The following is a 25245-nucleotide window of genomic DNA, read 5'->3' as shown; positions in this document are numbered from 1 at the left end:
TCAGGCATCGACGGTTGGTCGCCGGATCCCATTATGCAACAGGTTCGACAACGGCTGAGTGCTTCGTGACAATGTCCTGAATTTCCGCGGGCTTGAACGCGACATCCCATGCCCAGTGGCCGAAGCCGCCCGCCGCGTTGACCGCCTTCACCCACTCGTTCAACGCGTCCCGTTTGGCCTTGTTCTGAGGGCTATCGGTGCCCTTGATCTCAAGCGCCAGAATGGTGCCGCTGGCAAGGCGCACGAGGAAATCAGGAACATAGCGGCGTCGTGAACCGGCCCACATGTAATAGATCTGGAAGCCGAGATGATCGTTCTTGGCATAGGCGATGACGTCTTCGCGCTTCTCGAAAATGTTGGCGGCATGTCCCTCCCAGGACGAATCCCCGACGAGATGGCTGATATGCGACTTGGTGGTCGGAAAGCAGGGCTTGGTGGTGTACCAGGTCCGCATCTGGCCGGTGGCGCCGATGGGATTTTCCTCGTCGAAGACCGGCGTCAGGCGTTCCGTGTTCTGCTCGGTGACGTTGCTCAACACATGCTGAACGACAAGGTCGATGTTGAGCGCGATCAGAATCCGCCGCCGAAGCGGGTCGGAGTGGAACAGCGACGGGATGTCGAGGCGGTCGGAGTTTAGGAACGCCTCGACGATCCTGACCAGCTGCGCCGCGAGATACTCGTGGCTACCCGAGAAACCGTGGCTGAGTTCGGCGAAGGCCTTTCGTGCTGCCTGAAAGACAAGACGTTGCAGACGGAAGCCGTCTGGCAGCTTCTCGAGGTCGATGGCTGTCACCTTGCCCATATCGGTCGCGCCCCCGAGCGCCGGAGCCAGTTCCGCGCTGATCGGCGTGCTGGCAGGGTCGAGCACGAGCGGCGCTACCTTGCCCCAGTCCATGGTCAGCTGCGGTCTCACGACCGTTTCAACCCGCAGCACGTTCGGCCATCGAAGTTCCAGATGAGCCCGCTCGGGTAGGACTTCGATCTGGGTGGTCGGCTTGGGAGGCGGCGGAGCCTCCCCGCCTTCGCCTGTTTCCGAGATGGAAAGCGGCACGCCGAAGACATTGACGTATTCGGGCAGGAACAGACCATTCTCGTCCGTGTCATAGGACACCCGACGCAATCCGCGCCCAACAACCTGTTCGCAGAGCAGCTGGGATGTGAAGGCCCGGAGACCCATGATGTGCGTAACGTTCTTGGCGTCCCATCCCTCCGACAGCATCGCAACCGATATGACGTTCTGTAGATCCTGTCCGGCCGCTCCTCGCTTCCCGACGTTGTCCACGATCTCCCGCAGCAGTTCTTCTTTCTTCAGCGAGCGGAATTGCTGGCGGCGGGTCTCGGGGATGGTCGCAGCGTCGATGATTGCCTTCAGCCGTGCCTCGTAATCCTTGTCGGAGGTCGCGGTCTCGCCGATCTCAGCTTTCTCCAGCACCTTGGAATCGACCCGGAGCGTTCGGGTCGGTGCGTGCAATTCGGGCCAATGCGCATCGCCCTTGTTGAAATAGGTCTCGATGCGGGCTGCGGTTTCAGTGCGATTGCAGACCGTCAGCATGACCGGCGGCGAATGATGCCCGGCCTCCTGCCATTGCGCCCGGGTTTCCCGCCAGTCGGCGCCGAGCAGCGTATAGGCGTCCTGGACCAGTTTTGGCAGCGCCTCATACGCTTCGGCCTTGCGGTTCAGGTCTTCGGAAACGGTCGGGTCGCGGTAGATGTGGTAGAGTTTCGAGCGCAATGTCTTGGCGTCCGGGACAGCATCGTCGCGGACCACGACGCGCGGCGTCTTGACCAGCCCGGCCTCGATCGCGTCGTTCAAGCCGAAATCCGAGATGATCCAGTCGAACAGCGCCGTATCGGTGCTCTTCTTGCCGGTCGGCGCGAAGGGTGTTGCCGACAGGTCGAAGCAGCGCTGGATGCGCCGGGTCTTGTGGATGCGGTCGAGCCCCTCGATCCAGCGCGTCGCTTCATCCAAGTCGATGCCATGTTCTTCGGCATGCTTCTTGCTGATCTTCACCTCGGGCGGCTTGCGGTAGGCGTGGTGCGCCTCGTCGTTGATGACGATGATGTCCTTGTGCGCCGCCAGCTTGCCCAGCACGCGCCGCGTGAAGGCCTCGTCGGACTCGCGCCCTTTCTTCACCACCGAGCGGTCCGCTTCCTTCAGCGGCATCAGCGTGTGCCAGTTCTCGATCAGCACCTCGGCCTGGTTCAGCTTCTGGCGGAGCGCCTCGGACGGGCAAAGGTTGAACTCGTCGTAATAGCTGCCCTCGCTGGGCAGCAGCACCTGCAGCCGTTCCTTCACGGTCAGGCCGGGGGCCACGATGAACACGGCCCGGCTGAAATCCTTGTTTCGCTTCGGATAGGTCAACGCGTTCAGCACCTGCCAGGTGATGATCATCGCCATCACCGTGGTCTTGCCTGCGCCCGTCGCCATCTTGTTGCAGAGCCGCTCCCAGACGCCGCCATCGCCGGGGATCGCGATGCCCTGCTTGTAGGCTTCGGCGCCCTCGACCCACCAGATCAGCGTCTCGATGGCCTCAAGCTGGCAGAAGTAGAACGGATGCTGCCGCGCCTCGCGGTCGTGCCAGTGCTCCAACAGCTTGCGGGTAACGATGGTCACGCCGGGCCAACCGTCGTCGCGCCACTGATCCACGCGGGTGCGGATCGTGTTCACCAGGTCCAGCACCTCGGTGCGCTTGGTGTTGTTGCGCGCGTCAAAGACCTCGTAGCTCGCCGGCCGCCGTTCAGACTTGATCTCCAGCTTGCCGCCCTTGGCCTCGACCCAATGCTGCGCCGGACAGACGAAGGGCGAATTGATGATGAGGGACATGGGCTTATCCCTCCAGCGACATGATCTTGAGCGACTCGATCCCGCGGTCGTCCACGATCTTGACCGCGATGCGCCGGTTCTCGCCCGCCTCGAAGGGCAGCGAGACGGTGCCGTGGAACTGCTCCAGCAGGTCCTCGTCCAGCTCTGCCCGCACGGTCTTGCGCAGGCGGTTCCAGCCGCCCTTGGCATCCGCCATCGGGAAGAACACCTGATGCGGCATCAGGGATCGGTTGTCGTAATCCACGTCCAGCGACCACATGGCGATCTGCTTGGTGCCGCCAGAGACCAGATCGCCCTTGCGCGGATCGAAATAGTCGAAGCCGTTGACCTGAACCTCCCACATCCCGTCCTTGCGCTTGCGCAGATCCACATCGGGCTGGCCCATCAGCCAGAAGGACTGGTTCGAGCTGCGGCCCTTCTTCAGATCTTCGGTCAGAAGGTCGGTGTTCATCTGGGCCTTGAGCAGCGTCACGCCGGGCCAGTTCACCTCGTCGATGTCTTTTGCGGCCTCGGGATCGAAGGTGAAGGCGCAGAACAGGATGAACTTGGGCGACGGGCGCAGGGTCTCGGCCTCGGTCAGCGCCAGTTCCACCTGCCGTTGCTCCAGCGCCGCGTGCTCGGGGCCGAAGCTGACGACGACGCGCTCGCCCGTCTCGGCCAGCGACCCGCTGGCATGGATGTGCTTCAGCCCCGGCAGAGTCTCGAACTCGGCGAAGCGCAGCATGGCGCCGCCCTTGCCGCGCACGCCGGTCTTCAGGAGTTCGTCGCGCCACAACGCCTGGCGCGAGGTCTCGCCGGAGCGGGCGACGCTCTCGTTGGCCTCTTGCGGTGGGATGCTGTCGTCGAGCGACAGGACAGTCGGCGCCGGCACCGCCTCGACCGAGAAGGGCCCGCAGATGCGCAGCTTGGAGCGGTCGATGCGCGGCTTGTCGTAGAGCGTCTCCTGCTCGGCATGGTCGGCGATGCTTTGGTCCATGCGGCGCTGCATCGCCTGACGGGCGGTGTGGAAAGCGTCAAAGGGCGTGCGGGTCGCCTTGGGCCAATCGTCGGGCCAGTCGAAGGGCACCTCCCATTCGTGCAGGGTGTCGCCCTTGGCGAAGTCCACCGGCTTGCCCTTGCGCACGCCCTGCGCGGGATTGAGCGGCTTTGGCGGGGCGACCGTCAGCGCGGCGTTGAGGCCCTCCAGCGCCGCCGTGATCTTCGGGTGGTCCTCGTCATAGATCGTGTCGATGTCGGGGTTGTTGGCGATGCTTTTCAGCGTGATATGCGGCACGGTTTCATAGTCGAAGCCGCCGCCCAGCCCCTCTTGGCTGTAGCGCAGCGCGTAATAGTCGAAACTGGCCGTCATCAGCCGCTGCTTGGCCAGCGTGATCGCCACGCGGCTGGTGTCGCAGGTGATCCAGCGCCGTCCCCATTTTTCGGCGACGAAGGCAGTGGTGCCGGAGCCGCAGGTCGGATCGAGCACCAGATCGCCGGGATCGGTGGTCATCAGGAGGCAGCGTTCGATGACCTTGATCGAGGTCTCGACGACATACTGTTTGTCAGAAGCAAAGCCGGCAATCGTGGTGTCATCCCAATTGTCCGTAACCGGAAAGACGGGAAAATCTTCTATGAACCGAACATAATAGAGGTTTGCGCCGGAACTCTGCGCGCGCTTGGATTTCACCACGCGCGGCATGAAGGCTTGGTCGGTTTTCCAATATCCCTTGGGATAGAAACTTTCGCCCTCATACGCGACATCATATCGCGTGCCGGGGCTCTGGCTTGTGAGGTTATCGACACGATAAATCCGCGAACCTTCGGGAATACTCGTCGGATCGAGTTTTTCCTTCTTGGAAAGCGAGCGCCGTTCTCGACTTGACAGTTCAATTCGACCATATGCCGAACCTCCAAGGCCACCTGCCTCCTTCTGGAAATACAATTGATTGTATTTCAGGCGGCCTTTGTCTTTTGCGAACCAGATGAGATAGTCGGAGACGCCGGGCAGCAAGTTCGCTGTCGAACCCGTCGTTTTCTTGAACGTGATGAGGCTGACGAAGTTCTGCGATCCGAAGATCTCGGACAGCAACTCAGTCACATGGTGCAAGTTCTCATCCGAAATCTGCACGAACACCGACCCGCTCTCGGTCAGCAATTCCCGCGCCAGCATCAGACGGTCGCGCAGATAGGTGAGGTAGGAGTGGATGCCGAGTTCCCAGGTGTCCCGGAACGCCTTGATCATCTCGGGTTCCTGGGTCAGGTCGTCGTCCGAGCGGTCCTTCACGTCGCGCTTGTTCGTGAAGGGCTGGAAGTTCGACCCGTATTTGATGCCATAGGGCGGGTCGATGTAGATCATCTGAACCTTGCCGCCCATGCTCTCCTTGGTCAAAAGCGAGTTCATCACCAAGAGGCTGTCCCCCGCCACCAGCCGGTTCGACCAACCCTTTTCGTGGTGGTAGAAATCCAGCGCCTGGCGCAGCGGCAGGTTCTCGAACGGCGCCGCGAACAGGTCCGGCTGCCGCCATTGCGTTGCGGAATCCTTGCCCTTCAGCCGCTTGGCCGCATTGGCGAGGATCGTCGCCGGGTCCACCCGTTCATGGACATGGAGCGAGACGGTATCGACCTCGACGCTGGTCCGCTCCGCCTTGCCCGTCCAGTGCAGATAGGGCGCCTGCAGCCGCTTCAGCTCCTGCAGCGCGTCCTTCATCCGCTCGGGATCGCCCGAGGCCAGCGCGTCGTCGATCAGCTGTTCGATCCCCGCGCGCGCCGAGTCGAAGTTCAGCACCGGGTCGAGATGCGGGTCATAGGCCCAGACTGTCTTGTCGCCATCCGGATCGGTGCCGGCATGGACCATGCCCACCTCGGGGTTGTTCACCCGCGTCTCGCCGTGGCGGTAGGACAGCACCTGCACCGGCCCGTCCGGCCTGCGCGCAGCCTTCTTTCCGGCCTTGGCCCGCGGCTTTCGCGGCGCGGCCTCTTCGGTGTGGGTCAGTTCAAACCCGTCGTCCTCGTCGCCCTCATCCTCGTCCAGGTCGTCATCCTCATCGCCCAGATCGTCGGTAACGCGGAAGATCGACCCGCCACGCCCCTTGCCACGCCCCAGCACGCCCTCGTCGATCAGAGAATCGCGCGCGGCGATGTAGTCGTCCTCGGCAAGTTCGGGCATGTGCTCGCGCAGCAGTGCCAACATGGCCCCGTTACCGATGGTGGAACCGTCTTCGGGCGAAAGGGTCAGGATCAGGTCGGAAATGTCGGACATGCGGCGCGCGAACTCACGAAAAGGTCTTGTTTTAAATTACCTATCGCGCCGGTTGCCATTTTGCACGCGGGAATCAGTTAACGTCGGACCAGAGCGCGTGCTGCTCTTTCCAGTCGGCCGGGAACGGGTCCATCAAATTGGCGAGCGTAATATGCGCGGGCTGGCGGCCGTCCATCACGGCATCGACGAGTTCCGGGGAAAGGAGCGACAACCGCATCAGCCGCGCCATGTAGGTGAAGGCGATCCCTTCCTTCTCGGCCAGCTCGGAAATCGACGCGAACTCGCCCGACTCCAGCATCCGCTTCCAGCGGAAGGCGCGGGCTAGCGCCTTGACCAGCGTGTTGTCCATCCGCTGTGGTTGCGTGGCGGTGTCTGCGGGCAGCACCATCTCCTTCCGTCCGCCGCGCTTCACGAGGCGGAACGGGACGTGGATGGTGACGGTCTCGGGGATCGGCGTTGCGCGGGTCATGCAGCTGCTCCAATATCTGTGGCCATTTCGCGCGCCAGCCCGGCCAACCCGTCCATGCGCAGGCGGACGCTCAGGCCTTCGGTGCCGATCTCGACCCGCTCGACCAGCAGGGTCACGATGCGCGCCTGTTCAGCGGGGAAAAGCTCGTCCCACAGCGGGTCCAGCTGCTGAAGTGCTGCGCGGGCATCGGCCTCGGTGACATCGCCGTCTTGTGTGCGGGCCGCCCTCCACGTGCCTGCCACGATCTCCGGTTGCCGAAACACAGCGCGCAGCTGCTCGATGACGGCGGCCTCGATCTCGCCCGCAGGCACGCGGCCGATGGGGCAGGATCCAGCGCCATGCTTCAGCACTGTCTGGCTGACATAGTAGCGGTACAACCGCCCGCCCTTGCGGGTATGCGTCGGCGAAAAGGCCGCGCCCTCCGGGCCGAACAGCAGCCCCTTCAGCAGTGCGGGCGTCTCAGCGCGGGTGCGTGCGGCGCGCTTGCGCGGGCTCTCCTGCAGGATGGCGTGGACGCGGCCCCACGTCTCGCGGTCGATGATGGCGTCGTGCTCGCCGGGGTAGCTGTCGCCCTTGTGCACCGCCTCGCCGATGTAGGCCCGGTTGCTCAGCATCCGGTAGATGTATTTCTTGTCGATCCGGTTGCCGCGCGGCGTCCGGATGCCGCGTTTCGTGATCTCTCTCGCCAGCTCCGTGCCCGACCCGATCTCGAGGAAGCGGGCGAAGATCCAGCGCACGTGCGTCGCGCTGTCTTCGTCCACCACCAGCTTGCGGTTCTCCACCCGATAGCCGAAGGGCGGTACGCCGCCCATCCACATCCCCTTCTTGCGGCTCGCGGCGACCTTGTCGCGGATGCGCTCGGCCGTCACCTCGCGCTCGAACTGGGCGAAGGAGAGCAGGATGTTCAGCGTCAGCCGCCCCATCGACGTGGTGGTGTTGAAGGACTGCGTAACCGAGACGAAGGTCACGCCGTTCCGGTCGAACACCTCGACCAGCTTGGCGAAGTCGGCCAGGGACCGGCTGAGGCGGTCGATCTTGTAGACCACGACCACGTCGACCAGCCCGTCCTCAATGTCTGCCATCAACCGCTGAAGGCCCGGTCGCTCCAGCGTGCCGCCGGAGATGCCGCCGTCGTCATACTGATCGCGGACCAGCACCCAGCCCTCAGACCGCTGGCTGGCGATGTACGCCTCGCAGGCCTCCCGCTGGGCGTGGAGGCTGTTGAACTCCTGCTCCAGTCCTTCCTCGGAGGATTTCCGGGTGTAGACCGCGCAGCGCAGCTTGCGGACGGACTTGGTTTTTTCGGGCGGCTTAGTCATGTCCGCCCCCTGTGGTTCTTGAGCCCGAAGAAGACCCAGCCGTTCCAGCGCGTGCCGGTGATGGCCCGCGCGATGGCGGACAACGACTTGTAGGGCCGCCCCTGCCACTCGAAGCCGTCTGCGGTGACAGCGACGATCTGTTCGACGCCCTGCCACTCGCGCAGCAGGCGCGTGCCCGTGATGGGGCGGTCGCGGTCGGCGCGGATGCCGCGCTTCTTCTTGTCGCCGCCGTCCAGTTCTTCGCCCAGCCGTTCCAGCCGCCGGACGGTCTCGGGCGTGAGCCCGCCATAGGCGAGTTCCTGGATCCGGTAGGCCAGGCGGGATTCGAGGTAGCGCCGGTTGAACGGCGGCGGTTCGCTGTCGAACAGGTCGCGCCACTGCTGCTTCAAGTCGGGCGTGCTGGCGGTCTTCAGCGCGGCCAGGCGCGCGGGGATCGGGTCGTGAGTCGTCATGCTGTCTCCGTTGGGTGCGGGGTTGCATGACGGCATCGGTCGGTCGGATAGTGTAGGCGAATTTCTCCAGTTTCGTCAGAAGGTTCTCCCCGCTCTCGCTGCATCAAACGCACCATCCCGAGGGCAAGCAGACCGCACAACTCGGCACGGCGTTCTGTGGGCGCCATCTGTTCGGGTGGCAGGGGATTGGGGCGTTTCATGCGAGCAAGTCCGTGGTGGCTTGCCCTGCCTCTACTCAGGTAAACCGGACAACGTCCCGCTGGGATAGGTAGCCGCTACGCGAAAGGCGGGACTCGACTCATGGTTGATCGGCCGGGTAGAACATAATCGGAACAGTGCTTCACCTTCGCCCGGTGAATCGGTCATGCATTTTCCGCCAGCGTTAAGCGGGTCGTGGAGGCGCAAACCGGTTTGCGACCGCAAGCGACAAGGTTTCAGGGCGAGAGGAGATTACATGGCCAAGAGGATCAAGAATTTCGTCGATCGCGCGTTCTCGCGCACCGTCGACCTCGAACTGCTTCATCGTTTGCTGAGCCCCTATCTGGGCCAGATAGATTTCGACTGGAATGGGCTCCCAGAGGACGAGGGAAAGCGGCGTGAGGCGATTTTCGCGCTCTTCGCCAGGGCTGACCTGCGATTCCCGGCAAAGCTGCAATTCGCACTCTACAATATCTCGACGCTGTCGACCGATGCCGGCGCACGAATCATCCAGGAAATCGCCTCGGAGGCTGGTATTGATGTCCTGTCGGCGTGTCGTATCGACGGGGCAGCTGACGATCTGCGCTTCACGCCGCGCTTCATGGCGCTGGTCACCTGGCTCGATCACCGTGCAATCTTCGACCGCGCCCTCAGCGCAGCGGCATTTCTTGCCCATTCGTCCAAGCTCGAACGCGACGCGGAACGGGAGGACGTCGAACTGCGCCACCACGATGCCGGGGTAAAAGACAGCTTCGCCGAATCGGCACGGCTGCACTTCGCAGGCCGCTACAACGGTCACTATTGCGATGTGCGGTGGTTCGAAGAGGACGATCTGTTACGCGTGCTGATCCTGCACGGCTCCAAGCCAGAGACCAAGAACGTCGATCAGGAGGGGGCAGAGGACACGCTGAAATTCCGCGAGATCGTGCAATCGACCATCGAGTATGACCGACGCAGGAGCGCGGTCTCTGTGGGCTCGAAGTCCGCCACCGACGCCAAGAAGCTGGTAAGGCTTTTCGGCGCCCATGTCCTTGGAGATGGCGACATTTTCGAGGCCTCGGCCAAAGAAGAACTCTACACTCTCGGTCCCCTGCAGCGACACGGCGAGAGGTTCAGGTTCACCTTCGATCCCGACGGCGACATCACGCATGTCGCCTTGCGGGAAGTGCGCATCGATGAGGCGCAACTGACCGCTACGGGGCGCTTGCGTCGCTCGCCGTGGTTTCTGGCGCTCGGCGATTCCGAGAATGCGCTCAGGCGCTTGAAGGATTTGGCCCCCGAGATCGAGGTTGCTGACGTGCGGATCGTGCATGCCAAGATCGACGTTACCATTGAAGTGGACGGCAGCGAGATCGTGGTCCCGGTTACGATCCGGCCGCCGCGCACAGTCAGCATGCGCGACCACTCGCACGAACGGCTCATCCTCGAGATGCTGGAAAACAATGACATTCGCAAACGCCGCAGAACTGATCAGGCTGCTGCTGCGGCAGAGTGATCGTCATCCGATCCGTGCCATCGGTGCGGCAGAGCTAGAGCCCTATGATCCGCGCTTCGTCCGATCGCTGCGCAATCTGGGAATCTTGGCGGACCGCGAGGATCAACGCGACGATGGCACTGCGGTCTTTCAGGTGGTCGGCGATGAATTGATCGTCGTCGATCCAGAGACCGGAGAGTGCGAACGTTACGACGACGCGCTGGATATCCAGTCCTTCGACATCGATATCGCCGCTCTCTGCCGCGCGATACGCGAGCAGTCGGGACTGAAGGGGCCGGGTCCGGTTGCGATCTCGGCCAGGATTTGGCGGCTCGGTCGCCACGAAAAGCATGGTCGAACTGCCGAAATCTGCCTTGTGCGGCGACTGCGGGAGGAGAACTCGCAAGAAATCGTGGACCATGTGCGCGGCGCCATCGACAGCGAAACGCCTGTTGCCCTGATCAGTCTCGGCGATTGCGACTTGCCGACGGCGGTCGCTCGCCAGCTCGACGGCCTCCGCCTGACGGTCACCCGTGCCCTCGATCTGCTGCGCGACGACCCGGATCGCCCCTTCGCGCTCGATCTCGGTCGGGTTCGGGTGCCCACGGGACAGCAGGCCCCGGACGCGCGCCTCCAGATCGACCGTATCGGCCGCCGGGTGATCTTCGAAGGCATCGAAATCGACATCGAGCCGCGAGACTTCGACGCCTTCGCCCTGCTCGCAGAGGAGGCCATGGCCGCCGGGGGCTGGGTTTCAAAGGAGGCACTGGCGGCAACGCTTCAGGCGAGCACAGGGCGGGAAAGCAATCCCGAACAGGTCGATCGCTGCATCAACCGGCTGCGCGATGCGTTCCGGAAGAACAAGCGGCTGGATGCGGTCCCGAGCAACGGGTTCATCGATCGCAAGTCCAAGGTCGGCGCACGTCTCGACCTTGCATCCTCCGGGATCGCGTTCATCGCCTAGACCCGTTTTCCGGCACCGGGAGATTTTCGGGAGGTTTCCGGGAGAAGCCCGAGAGATAAAGAATTTCAGCAGGTTGCATCTTCGACTGGTCAACGCAAACGACCAGGATCGAAACAGATGCTCCCTCCCATTTCCCCCAATGACCTTGGCACGCTGATCGACGAGGCGGCCATTGCCGCGCGCCGCCTGCATCGCAAGCTGGTGCTGCCCGCCGCCGATCTCGACGATCTCCGCCAGGACCTGCTGGTCGACCTGATCTGCCGACTGCCCGGCTTCGACGCCCGCCGTGGCAGCATCGGCGCTTTCTCCAACATCGTCTTGCGCAACCAGTCCTCGCGCATTGCCATCCGTCATCACCGCCAGCGCAGGATGCAGGGCGGCACGGTGCTTTCGCTCGACGCCCCCGTTTCCGGCGCGACCGAGCCGCTGGGCAGTTTGCTGGCGGAAGCCGATGGTCTGGCCGCCTGGCATGGGCAGGACCGCTCCGCCACGGACGACGCCGACACAATCCACGATCTCGCCCGGGTGCTGGGCGGCCTGCCCGAGGAGGCCCGCGGGCTTTGCGCGGCGCTTGGCACCTGCGCTGTCGCAGAGATCGTCGAGCGTACCGGCACCTCCCGCTCCGCCCTCTACCGTCACATCGCCCGCCTGCGGCTCGACCTCGCCATGCGCGGGATCGGGGCCGAGTGGGACGGTTCGAAAGCAGCGTGAGTAGAGGACCGACATGGAGATGATCGTCATGCCCCTCACCGAATTCACGCCCGCAAAGGCCCGGCCGCTCACCGACATCGAGTTCTGCGCCTGGATCGGCCAAGCCATGCCGGGCGACCGCCTCGAGTATCACCGCGGGTTTCTCGGGATCGATACCACGGCGGTGATTTCCACCTTGCCGGAACCGGAACGCCGCAGGCTCGGGGCGCTGGCCAGTGCCGCCCACCGCGCCTTCGAGGCCGCGCTGGTGCATCTGGTGCAGGTCCGGGTCGGCCCCGACCGCTTCGCCTATCTGGCCATCGCGCGGACCAAGCCGCGCCATGCGCCGATCCCGTTTTCCCAACTCATCGCGACAGAGGAGGCCGCCTGATGCGCGCCACGCTTGCCTGGATCGGAGATCGGCTGCCGCCGTCCCTCTACTTCCTTCTGGCCGGAAACTCGGCCCCATCCCTCAACGGAGACCACGACATGACCGAGATCAACGGCCCGCTTGCGCGCCTCCGCAAGGCTTTTCGCAGCCTTGAGGATCTGCCGGAGGTGATCCCCGCCGCCTGGCGTCCCGGCAATGCCACCGATCCGCTGCCCGTCGAGACCGCGAGTGTCGACGATATCGCCATCGCCATCGTCGCCGCGAATGCCGAACTGTCCGCGGCCATCCAGCGATCCTCGGCGCTGGAGAAGCTCCACCGTCTGGCTCGCGAAGCCGGGGCTCTCGGCACGGACCGCGCCGTGGATGCGGCCCTGAAACGGGAGGGGCGCTGATGGCCATGCCGTTCCCCAGCACAGATGCGCCGACCGAGGGGCGCGACGGTAACATGCCGAAGTTCGACGATCTCGACCGGCTGTCCCTCGGCGAGATCGCCGACATGCCGCCGGCGCTGCTTCTTGCGCTGCAGGAAGAAGCAGCGACCGAGACCGCGCGGGTCAAGCGTCTGAAGGACCGTTTCGAAGCGGCACTGGCGCAGCGTTATGGCTCCGCGACCGACGCCGAGCGTTCCGCCCAAGGCAAGACCTCGGGCACGGTGCGAGTCGAGGATGCGGGCGTGGTGGTGATCGCCGACCTGCCGAAGAAGGTCACGTGGGATCAGGACCGGCTGGCCGCGATGGCAACCCGGATCCGCGAGGCCGGCGACGATCCGACCCAGTATCTCGAGATCGCCTATCGCGTGCCCGAACGCCGCTTCGGCGCCTGGCCCGACGCCATGCGCGAAGGCTTCGCAGCCGCCCGGTCCGAGACCACCGGCAAACCCGTGTTCCGGCTCGAGACCCGAGACCGGTGACGCGCGGCGGCGGGACGCCCGAGCGGCAACGCCGGGCAGGTTCCCCTTCGGCACCCGGTCACCCCCGCCGCCGCGCCCCTTGCAATCCTTCGGAGAATCCCATGGCCTTCCGCATCATCACCGCCGACGAACGCCTCTCGGCCGCCGAGAACAAGACCTCGCTCGCCATCTTCGGCCCACCGGGCGTGGGCAAGACCACGCTTCTGAAATCCCTCCCGGCCGACGAAACCGTCTGCCTCGACCTCGAGGCTGGCATGAAATCGGTGCAGGACTGGCGCGGCGCGTCGATCCCGGTGCGCAGCTTCACCGACTTCCGCGATCTGGCAGTGCTGATCGGCGGGCCGGACCCCGCGCAACATCCGCAGTCCTGGTACGGGACCGAACGGCACGCGTGGCTGCAGGCCCAGCATCGCGACAGCGGCATCGAGGCCTTCCTCGCCGCGCGCCGTATCGTCTTTGTCGACTCGATCACCGATCTGACCCGGCAGGCGATGGCCTATGCCCGCCAGCAGCCCGAGGCCTTCTCGGACCGGACCGGCAAGCCGGATGTCCGCGGTGCCTACGGGCTTCTGGGGCGTGAGGTGATCCAAGCGCTGAAGCACCTCCAGCATGCACGCGGCAAGACCGTGATCTTCGTCGGCGTGCTGGAAAAGGTGACCGACGATTTCGGCGCCGTCACCTGGCAGCCGCAGATGGAAGGCAGCAAGGCCGGGCGGGAATTGCCCGGCATCGTGGACCAGGTGGTTTCGATGCAGCTTTTCGCCCGTGATGCCGAAGGCGGCTGGGTGCTGGACGAGACTGCCACCGACCGCCGCCTGGTCTGCAAGTCCGGCAATCCCTGGGGCCTTCCAGCCAAGGACCGCTCCGGCCGTCTCGACCTGACCGAACCGCCCGACCTCGGCGCGCTGCTCGCCCGGATCGATGGTCGCGCCCCCCATCAACCCGCTTTCGCTTCCTGATCCCTGAAAGGACATGACCATGAGCTACGATCTGAACGACGCACAGCCGCAGATGGCCCCCATCGGCGAACTGATCCCCGACGGCACCTTCGCCAAGGTGCGGCTGACCATTCGCCCCGGCGGGGTGAACGGTGCGACGCCGATGGATGCGGGGCTGCTGAAGGCCTCGCAGTCCAGCGATGCGCGGATGCTCGATTGCGAATTCACCGTGGTCGAAGGCCCGCATGCCCGCCGCAAGTTCTGGCAGAGCTTCACCGTGGCTGGCGGCAAGGTCGACGAAAAGGGCCAGTCGATCGGCTGGAAGATCTCGAAAGCCACCTTTCGGGCCATGGTCGACAGCGCTCTCGGGCTCGATCCCAGGGACGAGAGCCCCGACGCCAAGGCCAAGCGGGTGCTTCCCGGGCTCAAGCATCTCGACGGCATCGTCTTTGCCGCCCGCATCATGGTGGAGCCCGCCTCGAACCCGCAATACCGCGACCAGAACCGCATCGCCAACGTCGTTCTGCCCGACGAGCCGCAGCATACGGCCGTCATGCGTGGTGAAACCGTCCCGCCGGAACCCGTCAACGCCCCGCCGCGCAAGGCCGCGAGCGCCGCGCCGGGTTGGCAGGCGCCGACGCCGGCATGGGGCGCGGCACCGCAGCCCAATGCGACGGCCGCTCCGGCCTGGGGCGCGCAGACCGCACCCGCAGCGGCTGCCGCGACGCAGGCACCGGCATCCGCCGCGCCGGGCACCCCGGCAATGCCCGCCTGGCTCAATGGCTGAGGTGCGGCGGAAGCGGCAGTCGGGTGGTTCCGTGCGATCACGCAGCACTGAGCCCGATGGGGCTGGGCCGGGCGACCGGCCCATGACCCCGGACGAATGGCAGGCGCATGTGACGCGCGCCGCCGCGCTGGAGATCGGAACATGGCTCGAGGCCCGAGGAAGACTGCACCAACCTATCGCAAGCCTCGGCCTCGGCGACCTCGAGGCCATGGCCAGCAACGCGATCTCTCGCTGGATCGTGCTGCAGTCCGAAAAGCTTCAAAGGGCGGGCTGGCCGCCCGAAGACCCGATCGCGAATTTCTTGCTGGGGTAGCGCTTTGCGCCGTCTGCGCCCGAGAGGCCCGCGGCTTCGGCTACGTCCACCGCCTCCAGCATGATCGCTATCCCTATCACCGCTTCTGCTCGCTCCGCTGTCAGGTCGTGGGCAGTGCAATCGCCCAAAGGATGAATGGCATGATCGACAAGACCGCCCGCGAGGCACAGGCGATCCGCGACGCGCGGGCGCTCTTTGCCGAAGCGCTGACCGACCTCGGGCTCATGGAGCCCTTCTTCCATCGCACCGCCGCCGATATCGACCGGCTGATCGAGGCGGCCGTCACCGGCTATGTCGACAGCATGTTGGCGCAGGGCGCGCGCAAGGAGCGCACCGGCACCGCCCATGACGATCCGATTCCGTTCTGAGAGGGCCGTCATGATCGATCTGAACAATGAGACCGCCCCCTGGACCGACCTTCTCGCCGCCGCGATGGCGAACGCCATCACCGAATTCGAGGTCGAGTTCTGCGAGAGCCTGCGCCAGAAGCTGGAGACATTCGGCGCGCGCGCCCGGCTGACCGAGGCCCAGCATCACAAGCTGACCTGCATCGCGCAGGCGGGCGGGTTCTGGGAGCGCGACCAATGATCGACCTGAACCATGGCTCTGGTTGCCTCTATGGCGAGGACGCGCCGCGTCCACCGATCGCAGCAGCCGTTTCATCCGCCATCGATTCTGCCCTGACGGCGCGCAATCGCGCCGAGCGCCCGCGCACCTATGTCAGTTCCTCTGGTCTCGGCCGCGACTGCCTGCGCCAGATCCAGTATGACTACCTCGCCGTCCCCAAGGACGAAGGCCAGGAGTTCGAACCGCGCATCCTGCGGATCTTCGAGGCTGGCCATCGGGCCGAGGACATCGTCGCGGGCTGGTTCCGGATCGCCGGGTTCGATCTGCGCACCGAACGCCCAGATGGCCGCCAGTTCGGCTTCGCGACCATGGCGGGCCGGTTCAAGGGCCATATCGACGGCTGCTTCGTCTCCGGCCCCGTGGCGATGGATTATCCCGCGCTCTGGGAAAACAAGGCACTCGGGGCCTCCAGCTGGAAGGATGTGGTCAAGCGCGGCGTCAGCATCGCGCGCCCCGTCTATGCCGCCCAGATCGCGCTCTATCAGGCCTATATGGACCTGCCCAACCCCGCGATCTTCACCGCGCTGAACCGCGACACGATGGAATTGCACACGGAATTGGTGCCGTTCGATGCCCGCCTGGCGCAGGAGATGTCAGATCGCGCGGTCACGGTCGTGCAGGCGTCCGAGGCGGGCGAATGGTTGCCCCGGGCGGCGACCGAACCCACGGCCGTCGTCTGCCGGGGTGGCATGGCGGCTGGCAAGTGGCACGCGCCCTGCGCATGGGCGGCTAGCTGCTGGGGTGAGCGGCGTCCCGGAAACGCTCCAGTGGAGCGTTTCAGCCGCGAACGGGCGGAGCCCAGGCGATGATCCCCGACGCCTATGATCTCAAGCGGATTGTCCGCGCCCATCGCGCGCGCTTCTGGCTGCCGGACCTGCTCGAAGGGTTCGAATTTGCACCGGTCTGGCGTTTCGCCGATCAGGCGCAGTTCGATTCCGACGACGTCGATGCGCTGGCCCGCCGCCTGGCGGCAGGTCCGCAACGGTTGCCGCACCCCGAGACGATTTTTGAGTTGGCCGACCGCAGTCGGACCATCCGCAGCCAGATCGTCTATGCACGTCAGCGCGACGACGGCACCGAGGCGGTCTGGCTCGCCCTGTGGCGCAACCCCAGACGCTGGACCGATATCCATGCCCATGTCCGGATCGCCGATGGCGGCATCGCCGAATTCGCCACCAATCCGGCGCTTCGCGATGAAGGGTTGGCGGAACAAAGCGGTCAGGCGGCTGCGGCCATCGTCTGGCGCGGGCTCGCGATCCTCGCATCGGCAGCGAGCATCAGCGAACGCCAGATCGCCCCGGTCAAGCGCAAACCCTTCGCGCGGGATGGTGTGCGCGGCTGGACGTGGCATCAGGTCGCCATCGATCCGGCCCGGCTTCGCGCCACATCCGAGCGGCTCGGTGGCAGTCATGCCAGCCCGCGCTGGCATCTGCGTCGAGGGCATTGGCGCCAGTTGCCAGACGGCCGGTGCATCTTCGTGCGCCAATGCGAAGTGGGCGATCCCGCGCGCGGCGGGGTGGTCAAGGATTATGCGGTGGAGGCGCGACAGGTATGACGGAATTTACCCCATCGGCGGCGCAGGCCGCCGCCATCGCCGAGGTCCGCGACTGGTTCGAGAACCGCACCGAACAGCAACAGGTGTTCCGGCTCTTTGGCTATGCAGGGTCAGGCAAGAGCACGGTGTTGAAGTTCGCGCTCGATGAGCTTGGCCTGTCGCCCCATCGCGGCGCGAAGGACGGCACCTGCGTGCCGGGTGTGGTCACCGCCACCTTCACCGGCAAGGCGGCGCTGGTGCTGACCCGCAAGGGCACGCCCGCCCGCACGATCCACAGCCTGATCTACTCTGTGATCGAGGCCACGGAAGCGGAAATCGAAGCCGCAGCGCAGAAGGTCCGCGAGGCCGAGACCGCCGCACGGCGCCTCACCGGCTTTGATCGCACCACGGCTGAGGCCGCGATCGAGGCCATGCGGCAGGCGCTCTCGGCGATGAAGCATCCCCGTTTCGCCCTGAACCCGCAGAGCGATGCGGCGGATGCAAGGCTGATCGTCCTCGACGAGGTGTCGATGGTGGGCGAGGAGATGGCGCGCGACTTGATGAGTTTCGGCAAGCCGATCCTCGTTCTGGGCGATCCTGGACAGTTGCCGCCCATCAAGGGCGAAGGCGCCTTCACCCGCGATACGCCGGACGTGATGCTGACTGAGATCCACCGTCAGGCGACTGAGAGCGCGATCATCCGTCTCGCCACCATGGCGCGGATGGGCGAACCCATCGGGTTTGGCGCCTACGACACCCATGTCGCCAAGATGCGCAAGGGCGACATCTCGCCGGAACAGGCGCTGCGTGGCGGGCAGCTGATCTGCGGGCTTAACGCGACACGGTTGCAGATCAACAATGCGATGCGCGCGGCGGCTGGCCATGGCGGAACGTATTTGCCCACTGGCGCCGCGGAAAAGATCATCTGCCTGAAGAACGACAATTCGCTTGGCCTGATCAACGGCATGTTCCTGACCCTCGAGGATATCATCGACGAGGGCAGCCTCTATTTCTCGGCCGTGGTGCATGACGAGGACGGGCGCCGGGTCTCCCCCTTCGACAGCGACGGCCGCCCCGGGCGGCTGCGCATCTACAAGGGGCATTTCGAGGATCACGTTGCCTACGACGCCAAGCGCCATGACCGCGACTGGCGGGAAAAGCGCAAGCTGACCGAGGCGACCTTCGGCTGGGCGATCACCGCCCACAAGGCCCAAGGCTCGCAGTGGGAGAATGTAATCGTCTGGGACGATGGGCTGGGCCGCAGCGAGATCGACCGCCGCCGCTGGCTCTATACCGCTATCACCCGCGCTGAACGCGGCCTCGTCCTTCTGGCCTGAGGGGGCGCGATGATCGATCTCAACGACGTCACCGTGCCAAAGGCAAGACACGATCTGGCCGCCGTGAAGGATAGGCTTGCCGCGACCGCTGGCGACTGGCTCCCCGGTATATTTCCGGAGGCGCGCCTTGCGCGCGACCGTCGCTCCTTGCGCTGTGCCGACCTGTCCGGCCGCCCGCCGCGCAAGGAGGGGTCTTGTACCATCCACCTTGATGGGCCCTATGCCGGCTGGGGTTTCGACTATGCCACCGGCGAAAGCGCAGGGCCGATCGATCTGATCGCGCAGGCAACCGGGCTCTGCGATGGCGCGCTCTTCGACGAGGCGGCGCGGATTGCCGGGATGGATCATCCCGCGCCCCGAAACGCGCCACGCGCGAAGCCCGATCATACCGGCGAGATTGCGCGACTGATCGACGGCGCACAGCCGCTCGCTGGCACGCCCGGCGAAACCTACCTCCGCATCCGCGGCGTTGCCGATCCGGGATGCCCGGATCTGTTGTTTCACCCCGATCTGCCGGATTTCGACACGCGACGCGGTTGGCCGGGCCTGATCGCATTGCCACGCCTGGCAGACGGCACCCGCGCTCAGGGTATTCACCGGACCTTCCTGCTCGACGACGGCAGCGCCAAGGCGTCTGCCGGGAAGAAGATGCTGGGATCGGTAGCGGATGCGGCCGTGCGCCTGTTCGCCATGCCTGCGGACGGCCATCTCGGCATTGCCGAAGGCATCGAGACCGCCCTAGCGGCGCATACCCTGTTCGGCACCGCCGTCTGGGCGGCGCTCTCTGCCGATGGTCTCGCGCGGTTTCAGTGGCCGGCGGGCACGACACGGGTCACGATCTACGCCGATGCAGGCGACGCAGGTCGTCAGGCCGCTGCGACCCTGTCGGATCGGCTGAACCGGGCCGACATTTCGAACGAAATCGTGGTCCCGCTCCATGGCGACGATTTCAACGACGATCTGATGCGCGGGGCGCGTGCGTCCCACTATCGCCCGGAGATTTCGGCAGACGAGCCGGTCGGACCTGAGACGTCGACGACCGTTGCAGCTCCGACGCCTGGCGATCCGGACGCTCTGATTGCCGCCGCAGAGGCGCTGACCAACCCGCCCGAACTCGCCGCGCTCTCCAGCCTTCTCGGCCGCCTTGCGCTTGCCCGGCTCGATCCGCTGCCCGAACGCCAGATCCTCGCCCGGATCAAGACCGCGACCGGCATCTCCATGTCGATCCTCGACAAGCAGTTGACGGAACTGCGCCGCCGCGTGCATGCGACAGGCGATCCGCAGGGCAGGATCGCGCGCCCTGCCTGGTTCGGGCGGCTCTGTCAGGATTTGTCCGGCACGCCTGAGCGCAACGAGGCCAATGTGATCATCGCCCTGTCCTCGGATCCGGTCTTCGCAGGGCTCCTGGCCTTCGACGAGTTCGCCCAAGGTATCGTGGTGCGCCAGCCGCTGCCGTGGGATGACCCGGCCATCCGCTTTCCGCGCCCCTGGAACGATGCCGACGATGTGCGCACGGCCGAGTGGCTGCAATTGCGCGGGCTGAACGTCGCCCCGATGGTTGTCGGCCGTGGTGTCGGCGCGGTGGCCCGCGACCTGCGCATCCATCCGGTTCGCGACTGGCTCGACACCCTGAAATGGGATGGCACGCCTCGGATCGAGACCTGGACAAGCACCTATCTCGGCGCTGCGCCGACTGCCTTCCATCACACCATCGGCGCGCTCTGGCTGATCTCGGCCGTGGCCCGGATCTACCGGCCCGGGGTGAAGGCCGATCACATGCTGATCCTCGAAGGGCCGCAGGGCGCGCGCAAATCGACAGCCATCAAGGTGTTGGCGGGTGAGGACTGGTTCACCGACGAGTTGCCGGAGCTCGGGTCCAAGGACGCGGCCATTCACATGCAGGGCGTCTGGATCGTGGAAATTGCCGAACTCGACGCCATCGGCCGGGCCGAGGTCTCGCGCATCAAGGCCTTTCTGACCCGCACTACCGACCGCTTCCGTCCGCCCTATGGCCGTTACACCGTTGAAGTGCCACGCCAATGCGTCTTCGCGGGCACTGTGAACCCCGACACCTATCTGCGCGACGAAACCGGCAATCGCCGCTTCTGGCCGCTACGCTGTGGCAGCATCGACATCGCCGCAATCGCCCGTGACCGGGATCAACTCTGGGCCGAAGCCGTTCATCGCTTCCGCGAAGGCGCGATCTGGTGGATCGACGATCCGGCGATCCTTTCGGAAGCCGTCGCCGCGCAGGAGGCACGCTACCAGGCGGATGCCTGGGACGCGCGGATCGACCGCTGGCTGACCCACGACACCCGTAGCGTCAATCGCGGCCATGCGGGCTGGGATGATTGGCAGGATGAAGAGTTCGAACGTCCCGAGCCGATCCACGACGTGTCGGTGGGCGAAATCCTCGAAGGCGCGCTCGGCATCGAGCCCGCGAAATGGACCAAGGGCGACCAGATGCGCGTGGGGGCCTGGCTGAAGTCGCGGGATTGGGAGCGATACCGCAGCGGAGCGGGTGCGACCCGCGAATGGCGTTACCGCAGGTCGCCGCGCGGCTGACGTCGCGATGGCCGTGGCAGGCATCGAGGGGGCATCCAACCGGGTGCCCTTTTTCGTTTTGCTGCTGTCCCACTTCGCGGCCTGTCCCACTTCAAGTCCAAGGTGGGACAGAAAAAACCATTTCAAATCAATCCTGTCCTACCTGTCCCACTTGGACCGCCAACTTCTCTCTTTCCCATATGGAGCACATACATCCCCCTCGACCTCATTCTTCCTCATGCGACGTAGGGAAAAAGGTGGGACAAGTGGGACAGGTGGGACGCGCCTTGTTTTGAAAGGAAAATCTGACGTCCCACTTTGATCGGCAAGTGGGACAACCCGAGACCAGGTGGGACAGAAGCATCGTCTGGCGCATTTTTCTTGAATGGGCGCGCATGGCATGGTTCCCTGCTTTTGACCAAAGCCGAAGGCCCACGATCCGTGAGCCTTCAACATGACGCCGACCATCCAGACTGCCGACCTGCGCCTCGAACCGGGGCCTCTTTCCGCGTACTCCATCCTTGCCCTCGATCTCGGGACAACGACAGGCTGGGCTTTGCGTGGCCTTGACGGCCTTATCACCTCCGGCACGACGTCTTTTCGCCCCGGCCGCTTCGACGGCGGCGGCATGCGCTATCTGCGCTTCACCAACTGGCTGACCGAGATCGACCGGCTGTCCGGGCCCGTCGCCGCGATCTGGTTCGAGGAAGTCCGCCGCCACGCAGGCACCGACGCGAGCCACATCTACGGCGGGCTCATGGCCACGCTGACCGCATGGGCCGAACTGCGCGGCGTGCCCTACGAGGGCGTCCCGGTCGGCACGATCAAGCGTCATGCCGCAGGCAAGGGCAACGCCGACAAGGCCGCCATGGTCGCCGCCGTCCGCGCCCGCGGTTTCAGCCCCGCCGACGACAACGAGGCCGACGCGATCGCTCTGCTGCTCTGGGCGATCGAGACGAACGGGGGTGTCGCATGAGATGGCATCCCCACGGTTACGGCGGCCGCCGCCGGGATCCCGAGCAGGTCAAGCGCGAGGGCTGGCAGGAACAGGGCGTCCTCGCGGTCTCCGCCGATGACGACCGCCTCACCTGGCCCGAGCGTGAACTGGTCCGCCAGCTCGGCGAGAAGCTCTACGGCCCGCGTCCTTCCGACAGGGAGGCGCGCCATGGCTGATCGCGAATGGACCGCCGACTGCGTCGCCGATCATTTCGAGGAGGCGTTCCGCACCCTGCGCAAGCTGCCACCGGTGAAGGCGCAGGGCTACTTCAACACCTGGCCCGACATCGTGCGGACCAGCCGCGAGATCGCGGCGATGGAACCCCAGCCGATGCGGGTCTGGCCCTCGGCCGCCGCGATCACCCGGCTCGAGCAGACCTTCTACTGGGTGCTCTGGATCGAGGAGGCGGAGCGCAAGCTGGTCTGGTCGCGTGCGGCCCGGGTGCCGTGGAAGCAGATCAGCGGGGAACTCGGCTGCGACCGCACGACCGCTTGGCGTCGCTGGCAGCTGGCGCTGACCAAGATCGCTGCGCGCCTGAATGCGCAGTGACTCCAATGTGTTGCAACACTTTTTCCTTCGACATCTGCAACAGATCCATGCTATTCCGAAGGCAAGATGGGGAGAGTGCGCTGGAAAGCTCGCTCTCCCCTTTGCGTTGACGGGGGCCTTCTGGACCCCGGTATCCAGCGAGGGTCCGGCCGGGGTCCAGCCCACGGCAGTTTCCGGTTCCTTCCTGGGCGTTTTCGTATGCTGGCGGGCGAAGCGCGGGACATCGCCAGCGACACGGCCGGATTTTTGGGAAGCCACCCGGAAGCCGGAGCCACGCGCGCCCCGCGCAAACACCAATGAACGCTGGCCTTCCGACCGGACACCGCTGGTAGCCGCTGGACCCCGTGTGGAGTCCGGCCCGGCATCCGGAGTCCGGAAGCCACCGGCATCCACCCGACCGAGGAACCTTGCCCACCATGACGCTGAGCTTCGCCCCGGACGCGATCGAGACGTGGCCGCTGGCCAAGCTCCAGCCCTACGCGAGGAACGCGAAGGCGCATGGCGCGGACCAGGTCGCGAAGATCGCCGCCAGCATGGCCGAGTTCGGCTGGACCGTGCCCTGCCTCGTCGCCGAGGACGGCGAACTGATCGCAGGGCATGGGCGCGTCCTGGCCGCGACGCAGTTGGGGCTGACCGAAGCGCCGGTGATCGTGCTGGGCCATCTGACCGAGGCGCAGCGCCGGGCCTACAGGATCGCGGACAACAAGCTGACGGAACTCGGCACCTGGGACGAGGCGCTGCTGTCGGCGGAACTGAACGACCTGCTGGCCGAGGATTTCGACCTCTCGCTGGTCGGCTTCTCGGACGGCGAGTTGGACAAGCTGCTGGCCTTCGTGCCGGAGGGGGACGGTGACGACGGTGGCGCCGGGGGCTCCGTGCCGCCGGTGACCATCCCCGAACCGCCGCGCAATCCGGCGTCGCGCACGGGCGATCTCTGGATCCTCGGCGATCACCGCCTGCTTTGCGGGGACAGCACCAGCGCTGGCGATGTGCGCCGCCTCATGAACGGCGAGAGGGCGGTGCTGTTCGCGACCGATCCGCCGTATCTCGTCGACTACGACGGCTCCAACCACCCGACGCGAAACAAGGACTGGTCGGCATCCTACGGCACGACATGGGACGACAGTTCGCAGGGGGCGGAACTCTACGACGGCTTCATCGCTGCGGCGGTCGCCGAGGCCATCGCCGAGGATGCCGCCTGGTACTGCTGGCACGCCTCCCGCCGCCAGGCGATGCTGGAAGCCTGCTGGGAGAAGGCCGGGGCGTTTGTGCATCAGCAGATCATCTGGGTGAAGGACCGCGGGGTTCTGACCCGCTCGCACTACCTCTGGAAGCACGAGCCCTGCTTCATGGGTTGGCGCCGACCGAACCGCCCACCGAAGGTGGCCGAGCAGACGCTGCCCTCGACTTGGGAGATGCCGTCCTTCGCCAAGGACGAGCGCCCTGATCACCCGACGCCGAAACCGCTCGACGCCTTCGGCATCCCGATGCGCCAGCATGTTGCGCGCGGTGGGCTTTGCTACGAGCCATTCTCTGGCTCCGGCTCGCAGATCACGGCGGGCGAAGCCAACGGCCGCCGCGTCTTCGCGATGGAAATCAGCCCGGCCTATGTCGATGTCGCCGTGGAACGCTGGCAGGCCGAGACCGGCCGCGACGGGATCCTCGACGGCGATGGCCGGACCTTCGCGCAGGTGAGAGCTGAGCGGCTGGACGACGACGCCGAACCCCCGGCCGATACGACGGACACGGACGCTGCCCCCGAACCCGCGCGGAAGCGCAAGTCCGCCGCATGAAGCAGTCCCGCCTCATGTCGCTGGTCGAGTCCGTCGCCAACGTGGTCGTCGGCTACGGCGTCGCCGTGGTCACGCAGATCCTTATCTTTCCGATCTTCGGGCTGCACACGACGCTAGCGCAGAACCTGAAGATGGGCGCTCTGTTCACGGTGGTGAGCATCGCCCGTTCCTTCGCCTTGCGGCGCGTGTTCGAGGCGATCCGGATGCGGAGCGCCAAATGATCGACCGCCGCCCCGGCGGGACGGCGGCCATCAGCTTGTCGGGGTCCGGCGCGTCAGGCGGCGGGAAGTCTGTACACGCGCCCCCGATCCTCGACCTTCTCCGAGGTCACCTCGAGCCCGAGCTTCTTCTTCAGCGCCCCGGCCATCGCGCCGCGCACCGTGTGCGACTGCCAGCCCGTCGCGGCCATGATCTCCTCGATTGTCGCGCCGTCCGGCGCACGCAGCATGGCGATCAGGGTGGCCTGCTTGGTGCCCTCGCGCGGCGTGCGCGCCTTGGGCGCGGCTGCGGGCTCAGTGGGGGTCGTCGGCGCAGACTCCTCGGAAGGCGCGTCCGTCGCGCCCGCAGGCGCGGTGTTCGCGTCCTCGGGCTCGATGCCGATGGCGGCGAGGCCCGCGTCGGTGGCGACCAGCGTGACGCCGTGGCCGTCGCCGGTCTCGCGCCAGACGAGCTCGCCCTTGCGCATGTCGGCGTCGACCTCCTGCAGGAAGCCCTTGGCGAGCATCGCGCCGACCACCTTGGCGACGGCTCCGCCGCGCAGGCTATCGGGCAGCGGCAGGGCGATGTGGTCTTCGCGCTGTGCGGCAGCGCTGAGGATGATGGCTTGGGTGTCGGACAGCTTGGTCATGGGGACGTCTCCTTGCTCGAGGCCCGCGTCATGCGGCGCCTTCTACGACC

26 protein-coding genes are annotated in these 25245 nt (G+C 65.6%); 20 read left to right on the top strand and 6 right to left on the bottom strand.

Going from position 1 to position 25245, the window contains the following annotated elements:
• Positions 1–31 precede the first annotated feature (31 nt).
• The 5 genes from Q5Y72_RS04435 to Q5Y72_RS04415 form a co-directional block, all read right to left on the bottom strand.
• Positions 32–2824 carry a BPTD_3080 family restriction endonuclease gene (locus Q5Y72_RS04435; protein WP_305962189.1) on the bottom strand — a complete coding sequence of 931 codons (2793 nt, stop codon included), beginning with the start codon at positions 2822–2824 and terminating at the stop codon, positions 32–34.
• Between the two features lie 4 nt (positions 2825–2828).
• Positions 2829–6062: a site-specific DNA-methyltransferase gene (locus tag Q5Y72_RS04430; RefSeq protein WP_305962188.1), complete on the bottom strand. Its 3234-nt coding sequence runs from the start codon at positions 6060–6062 to the stop codon at positions 2829–2831.
• A gap of 73 nt (positions 6063–6135) precedes the next feature.
• The gene (locus Q5Y72_RS04425) at positions 6136–6531 is read right to left on the bottom strand and encodes a hypothetical protein (protein ID WP_305962187.1); all 396 of its coding nucleotides are present in this window, start codon (positions 6529–6531) and stop codon (positions 6136–6138) included.
• The gene (locus Q5Y72_RS04420) at positions 6528–7850 is read right to left on the bottom strand and encodes a recombinase family protein (RefSeq protein ID WP_305962186.1); all 1323 of its coding nucleotides are present in this window, start codon (positions 7848–7850) and stop codon (positions 6528–6530) included. The genes Q5Y72_RS04425 and Q5Y72_RS04420 overlap by 4 nt, the downstream gene beginning before the upstream one ends.
• Complete coding sequence (locus Q5Y72_RS04415; RefSeq protein ID WP_305962185.1) at positions 7847–8302, bottom strand: DUF2924 domain-containing protein; 456 nt, start codon at positions 8300–8302, stop codon at positions 7847–7849. Before Q5Y72_RS04415 ends, Q5Y72_RS04420 begins: the two co-directional genes overlap by 4 nt.
• A gap of 454 nt (positions 8303–8756) precedes the next feature.
• Between Q5Y72_RS04415 and Q5Y72_RS04410 the strand changes: the two genes are divergently transcribed.
• From Q5Y72_RS04410 to Q5Y72_RS04315, 20 genes are all read left to right on the top strand, one after another.
• On the top strand, positions 8757–9995 hold the full coding sequence (locus Q5Y72_RS04410; RefSeq protein ID WP_305962184.1) for a hypothetical protein: 1239 nt from the start codon (positions 8757–8759) through the stop codon (positions 9993–9995).
• Positions 9943–10938, top strand: coding sequence for a hypothetical protein (locus Q5Y72_RS04405; RefSeq protein ID WP_263568449.1), 996 nt, complete (start codon positions 9943–9945; stop codon positions 10936–10938). Before Q5Y72_RS04410 ends, Q5Y72_RS04405 begins: the two co-directional genes overlap by 53 nt.
• 117 nt (positions 10939–11055) lie before the next feature.
• Positions 11056–11649 carry a hypothetical protein gene (locus tag Q5Y72_RS04400; RefSeq protein WP_305962183.1) on the top strand — a complete coding sequence of 198 codons (594 nt, stop codon included), beginning with the start codon at positions 11056–11058 and terminating at the stop codon, positions 11647–11649.
• 13 nt (positions 11650–11662) lie between these two features.
• Positions 11663–12019 (top strand): hypothetical protein, encoded by a 357-nt coding sequence (locus Q5Y72_RS04395; RefSeq protein WP_083947703.1) that lies wholly within the window; start codon positions 11663–11665, stop codon positions 12017–12019.
• Between the two features lie 98 nt (positions 12020–12117).
• A complete protein-coding gene (locus Q5Y72_RS04390) occupies positions 12118–12411 on the top strand; it encodes a hypothetical protein (protein ID WP_305962182.1) in 294 nt (97 codons plus the stop codon).
• Entirely contained in the window at positions 12411–12929 is a 519-nt protein-coding gene (locus tag Q5Y72_RS04385) for a hypothetical protein (RefSeq protein WP_305962181.1), read from the top strand. Before Q5Y72_RS04390 ends, Q5Y72_RS04385 begins: the two co-directional genes overlap by 1 nt.
• A gap of 101 nt (positions 12930–13030) precedes the next feature.
• Positions 13031–13888, top strand: a complete 858-nt coding sequence (locus Q5Y72_RS04380) for an ATP-binding protein (protein WP_305962180.1) — start codon at positions 13031–13033, stop codon at positions 13886–13888.
• Between the two features lie 19 nt (positions 13889–13907).
• Complete coding sequence (locus Q5Y72_RS04375) at positions 13908–14654, top strand: hypothetical protein (RefSeq protein WP_305962179.1); 747 nt, start codon at positions 13908–13910, stop codon at positions 14652–14654.
• Between the two features lie 82 nt (positions 14655–14736).
• Positions 14737–14967: a hypothetical protein gene (locus Q5Y72_RS04370; protein WP_305962178.1), complete on the top strand. Its 231-nt coding sequence runs from the start codon at positions 14737–14739 to the stop codon at positions 14965–14967.
• 140 nt (positions 14968–15107) lie between these two features.
• Complete coding sequence (locus Q5Y72_RS04365) at positions 15108–15335, top strand: DUF6511 domain-containing protein (RefSeq protein WP_097031834.1); 228 nt, start codon at positions 15108–15110, stop codon at positions 15333–15335.
• A 10-nt stretch (positions 15336–15345) separates the two neighbouring features.
• Positions 15346–15555, top strand: coding sequence for a hypothetical protein (locus tag Q5Y72_RS04360; RefSeq protein ID WP_216034541.1), 210 nt, complete (start codon positions 15346–15348; stop codon positions 15553–15555).
• A complete protein-coding gene (locus Q5Y72_RS04355) occupies positions 15552–16403 on the top strand; it encodes a hypothetical protein (RefSeq protein ID WP_305962177.1) in 852 nt (283 codons plus the stop codon). Before Q5Y72_RS04360 ends, Q5Y72_RS04355 begins: the two co-directional genes overlap by 4 nt.
• Positions 16400–17149: a hypothetical protein gene (locus Q5Y72_RS04350; protein WP_305962176.1), complete on the top strand. Its 750-nt coding sequence runs from the start codon at positions 16400–16402 to the stop codon at positions 17147–17149. Before Q5Y72_RS04355 ends, Q5Y72_RS04350 begins: the two co-directional genes overlap by 4 nt.
• The gene (locus Q5Y72_RS04345) at positions 17146–18465 is read left to right on the top strand and encodes an ATP-dependent DNA helicase (protein WP_305962175.1); all 1320 of its coding nucleotides are present in this window, start codon (positions 17146–17148) and stop codon (positions 18463–18465) included. The genes Q5Y72_RS04350 and Q5Y72_RS04345 overlap by 4 nt, the downstream gene beginning before the upstream one ends.
• Before the next feature lie 9 nt (positions 18466–18474).
• On the top strand, positions 18475–21030 hold the full coding sequence (locus Q5Y72_RS04340) for a VapE domain-containing protein (protein WP_305962174.1): 2556 nt from the start codon (positions 18475–18477) through the stop codon (positions 21028–21030).
• Positions 21031–21463: 433 nt separating this feature from the next.
• Positions 21464–21985: a hypothetical protein gene (locus tag Q5Y72_RS04335; RefSeq protein WP_305962173.1), complete on the top strand. Its 522-nt coding sequence runs from the start codon at positions 21464–21466 to the stop codon at positions 21983–21985.
• Complete coding sequence (locus tag Q5Y72_RS04330; protein WP_028720215.1) at positions 21982–22182, top strand: hypothetical protein; 201 nt, start codon at positions 21982–21984, stop codon at positions 22180–22182. The genes Q5Y72_RS04335 and Q5Y72_RS04330 overlap by 4 nt, the downstream gene beginning before the upstream one ends.
• A complete protein-coding gene (locus Q5Y72_RS04325; protein WP_305962172.1) occupies positions 22175–22555 on the top strand; it encodes a DUF6362 family protein in 381 nt (126 codons plus the stop codon). Before Q5Y72_RS04330 ends, Q5Y72_RS04325 begins: the two co-directional genes overlap by 8 nt.
• A gap of 416 nt (positions 22556–22971) precedes the next feature.
• Complete coding sequence (locus Q5Y72_RS04320) at positions 22972–24348, top strand: site-specific DNA-methyltransferase (RefSeq protein ID WP_305962171.1); 1377 nt, start codon at positions 22972–22974, stop codon at positions 24346–24348.
• Entirely contained in the window at positions 24345–24569 is a 225-nt protein-coding gene (locus Q5Y72_RS04315; RefSeq protein ID WP_305962170.1) for a DUF7220 family protein, read from the top strand. Before Q5Y72_RS04320 ends, Q5Y72_RS04315 begins: the two co-directional genes overlap by 4 nt.
• Positions 24570–24622: 53 nt before the next feature.
• On the opposite strand, the gene Q5Y72_RS04310 is transcribed toward Q5Y72_RS04315, so the two are convergent.
• Positions 24623–25195: a DUF3489 domain-containing protein gene (locus tag Q5Y72_RS04310; RefSeq protein ID WP_305962169.1), complete on the bottom strand. Its 573-nt coding sequence runs from the start codon at positions 25193–25195 to the stop codon at positions 24623–24625.
• Positions 25196–25245: the final 50 nt, after the last annotated feature.

The sequence above is a fragment of the Paracoccus spongiarum genome (assembly GCF_030732095.1).
Classification (GTDB): Bacteria; Pseudomonadota; Alphaproteobacteria; order Rhodobacterales; family Rhodobacteraceae; genus Paracoccus; species Paracoccus spongiarum.
Note: the sequence above shows the minus strand (reverse complement) of the source record. Positions and strands in the feature narration are given on the sequence as shown.

What these genes read in the sequence shown, in the direction of transcription:
- Q5Y72_RS04340 (WP_305962174.1), top strand. Translation starts at nt 18,475, where the DNA reads ATGATCGATCTCAACGACGTCACCGTGCCAAAGGCAAGACACGATCTG.
- Q5Y72_RS04345 (WP_305962175.1), top strand. Translation starts at nt 17,146, where the DNA reads ATGACGGAATTTACCCCATCGGCGGCGCAGGCCGCCGCCATCGCCGAG.
- Q5Y72_RS04330 (WP_028720215.1), top strand. Translation starts at nt 21,982, where the DNA reads ATGAGATGGCATCCCCACGGTTACGGCGGCCGCCGCCGGGATCCCGAG.
- Q5Y72_RS04410 (WP_305962184.1), top strand. Translation starts at nt 8,757, where the DNA reads ATGGCCAAGAGGATCAAGAATTTCGTCGATCGCGCGTTCTCGCGCACC.
- Q5Y72_RS04355 (WP_305962177.1), top strand. Translation starts at nt 15,552, where the DNA reads ATGATCGACCTGAACCATGGCTCTGGTTGCCTCTATGGCGAGGACGCG.
- Q5Y72_RS04365 (WP_097031834.1), top strand. Translation starts at nt 15,108, where the DNA reads ATGATCGACAAGACCGCCCGCGAGGCACAGGCGATCCGCGACGCGCGG.
- Q5Y72_RS04350 (WP_305962176.1), top strand. Translation starts at nt 16,400, where the DNA reads ATGATCCCCGACGCCTATGATCTCAAGCGGATTGTCCGCGCCCATCGC.
- Q5Y72_RS04390 (WP_305962182.1), top strand. Translation starts at nt 12,118, where the DNA reads ATGACCGAGATCAACGGCCCGCTTGCGCGCCTCCGCAAGGCTTTTCGC.
- Q5Y72_RS04425 (WP_305962187.1), bottom strand. Translation starts at nt 6,531, where the DNA reads ATGACCCGCGCAACGCCGATCCCCGAGACCGTCACCATCCACGTCCCG.
- Q5Y72_RS04400 (WP_305962183.1), top strand. Translation starts at nt 11,056, where the DNA reads ATGCTCCCTCCCATTTCCCCCAATGACCTTGGCACGCTGATCGACGAG.
- Q5Y72_RS04395 (WP_083947703.1), top strand. Translation starts at nt 11,663, where the DNA reads ATGGAGATGATCGTCATGCCCCTCACCGAATTCACGCCCGCAAAGGCC.
- Q5Y72_RS04420 (WP_305962186.1), bottom strand. Translation starts at nt 7,850, where the DNA reads ATGACTAAGCCGCCCGAAAAAACCAAGTCCGTCCGCAAGCTGCGCTGC.
- Q5Y72_RS04360 (WP_216034541.1), top strand. Translation starts at nt 15,346, where the DNA reads ATGATCGATCTGAACAATGAGACCGCCCCCTGGACCGACCTTCTCGCC.
- Q5Y72_RS04415 (WP_305962185.1), bottom strand. Translation starts at nt 8,302, where the DNA reads ATGACGACTCACGACCCGATCCCCGCGCGCCTGGCCGCGCTGAAGACC.
- Q5Y72_RS04375 (WP_305962179.1), top strand. Translation starts at nt 13,908, where the DNA reads ATGAGCTACGATCTGAACGACGCACAGCCGCAGATGGCCCCCATCGGC.
- Q5Y72_RS04435 (WP_305962189.1), bottom strand. Translation starts at nt 2,824, where the DNA reads ATGTCCCTCATCATCAATTCGCCCTTCGTCTGTCCGGCGCAGCATTGG.
- Q5Y72_RS04335 (WP_305962173.1), top strand. Translation starts at nt 21,464, where the DNA reads ATGACGCCGACCATCCAGACTGCCGACCTGCGCCTCGAACCGGGGCCT.
- Q5Y72_RS04325 (WP_305962172.1), top strand. Translation starts at nt 22,175, where the DNA reads ATGGCTGATCGCGAATGGACCGCCGACTGCGTCGCCGATCATTTCGAG.
- Q5Y72_RS04385 (WP_305962181.1), top strand. Translation starts at nt 12,411, where the DNA reads ATGGCCATGCCGTTCCCCAGCACAGATGCGCCGACCGAGGGGCGCGAC.
- Q5Y72_RS04430 (WP_305962188.1), bottom strand. Translation starts at nt 6,062, where the DNA reads ATGTCCGACATTTCCGACCTGATCCTGACCCTTTCGCCCGAAGACGGT.
- Q5Y72_RS04310 (WP_305962169.1), bottom strand. Translation starts at nt 25,195, where the DNA reads ATGACCAAGCTGTCCGACACCCAAGCCATCATCCTCAGCGCTGCCGCA.
- Q5Y72_RS04380 (WP_305962180.1), top strand. Translation starts at nt 13,031, where the DNA reads ATGGCCTTCCGCATCATCACCGCCGACGAACGCCTCTCGGCCGCCGAG.
- Q5Y72_RS04320 (WP_305962171.1), top strand. Translation starts at nt 22,972, where the DNA reads ATGACGCTGAGCTTCGCCCCGGACGCGATCGAGACGTGGCCGCTGGCC.
- Q5Y72_RS04370 (WP_305962178.1), top strand. Translation starts at nt 14,737, where the DNA reads ATGACCCCGGACGAATGGCAGGCGCATGTGACGCGCGCCGCCGCGCTG.
- Q5Y72_RS04405 (WP_263568449.1), top strand. Translation starts at nt 9,943, where the DNA reads ATGACATTCGCAAACGCCGCAGAACTGATCAGGCTGCTGCTGCGGCAG.
- Q5Y72_RS04315 (WP_305962170.1), top strand. Translation starts at nt 24,345, where the DNA reads ATGAAGCAGTCCCGCCTCATGTCGCTGGTCGAGTCCGTCGCCAACGTG.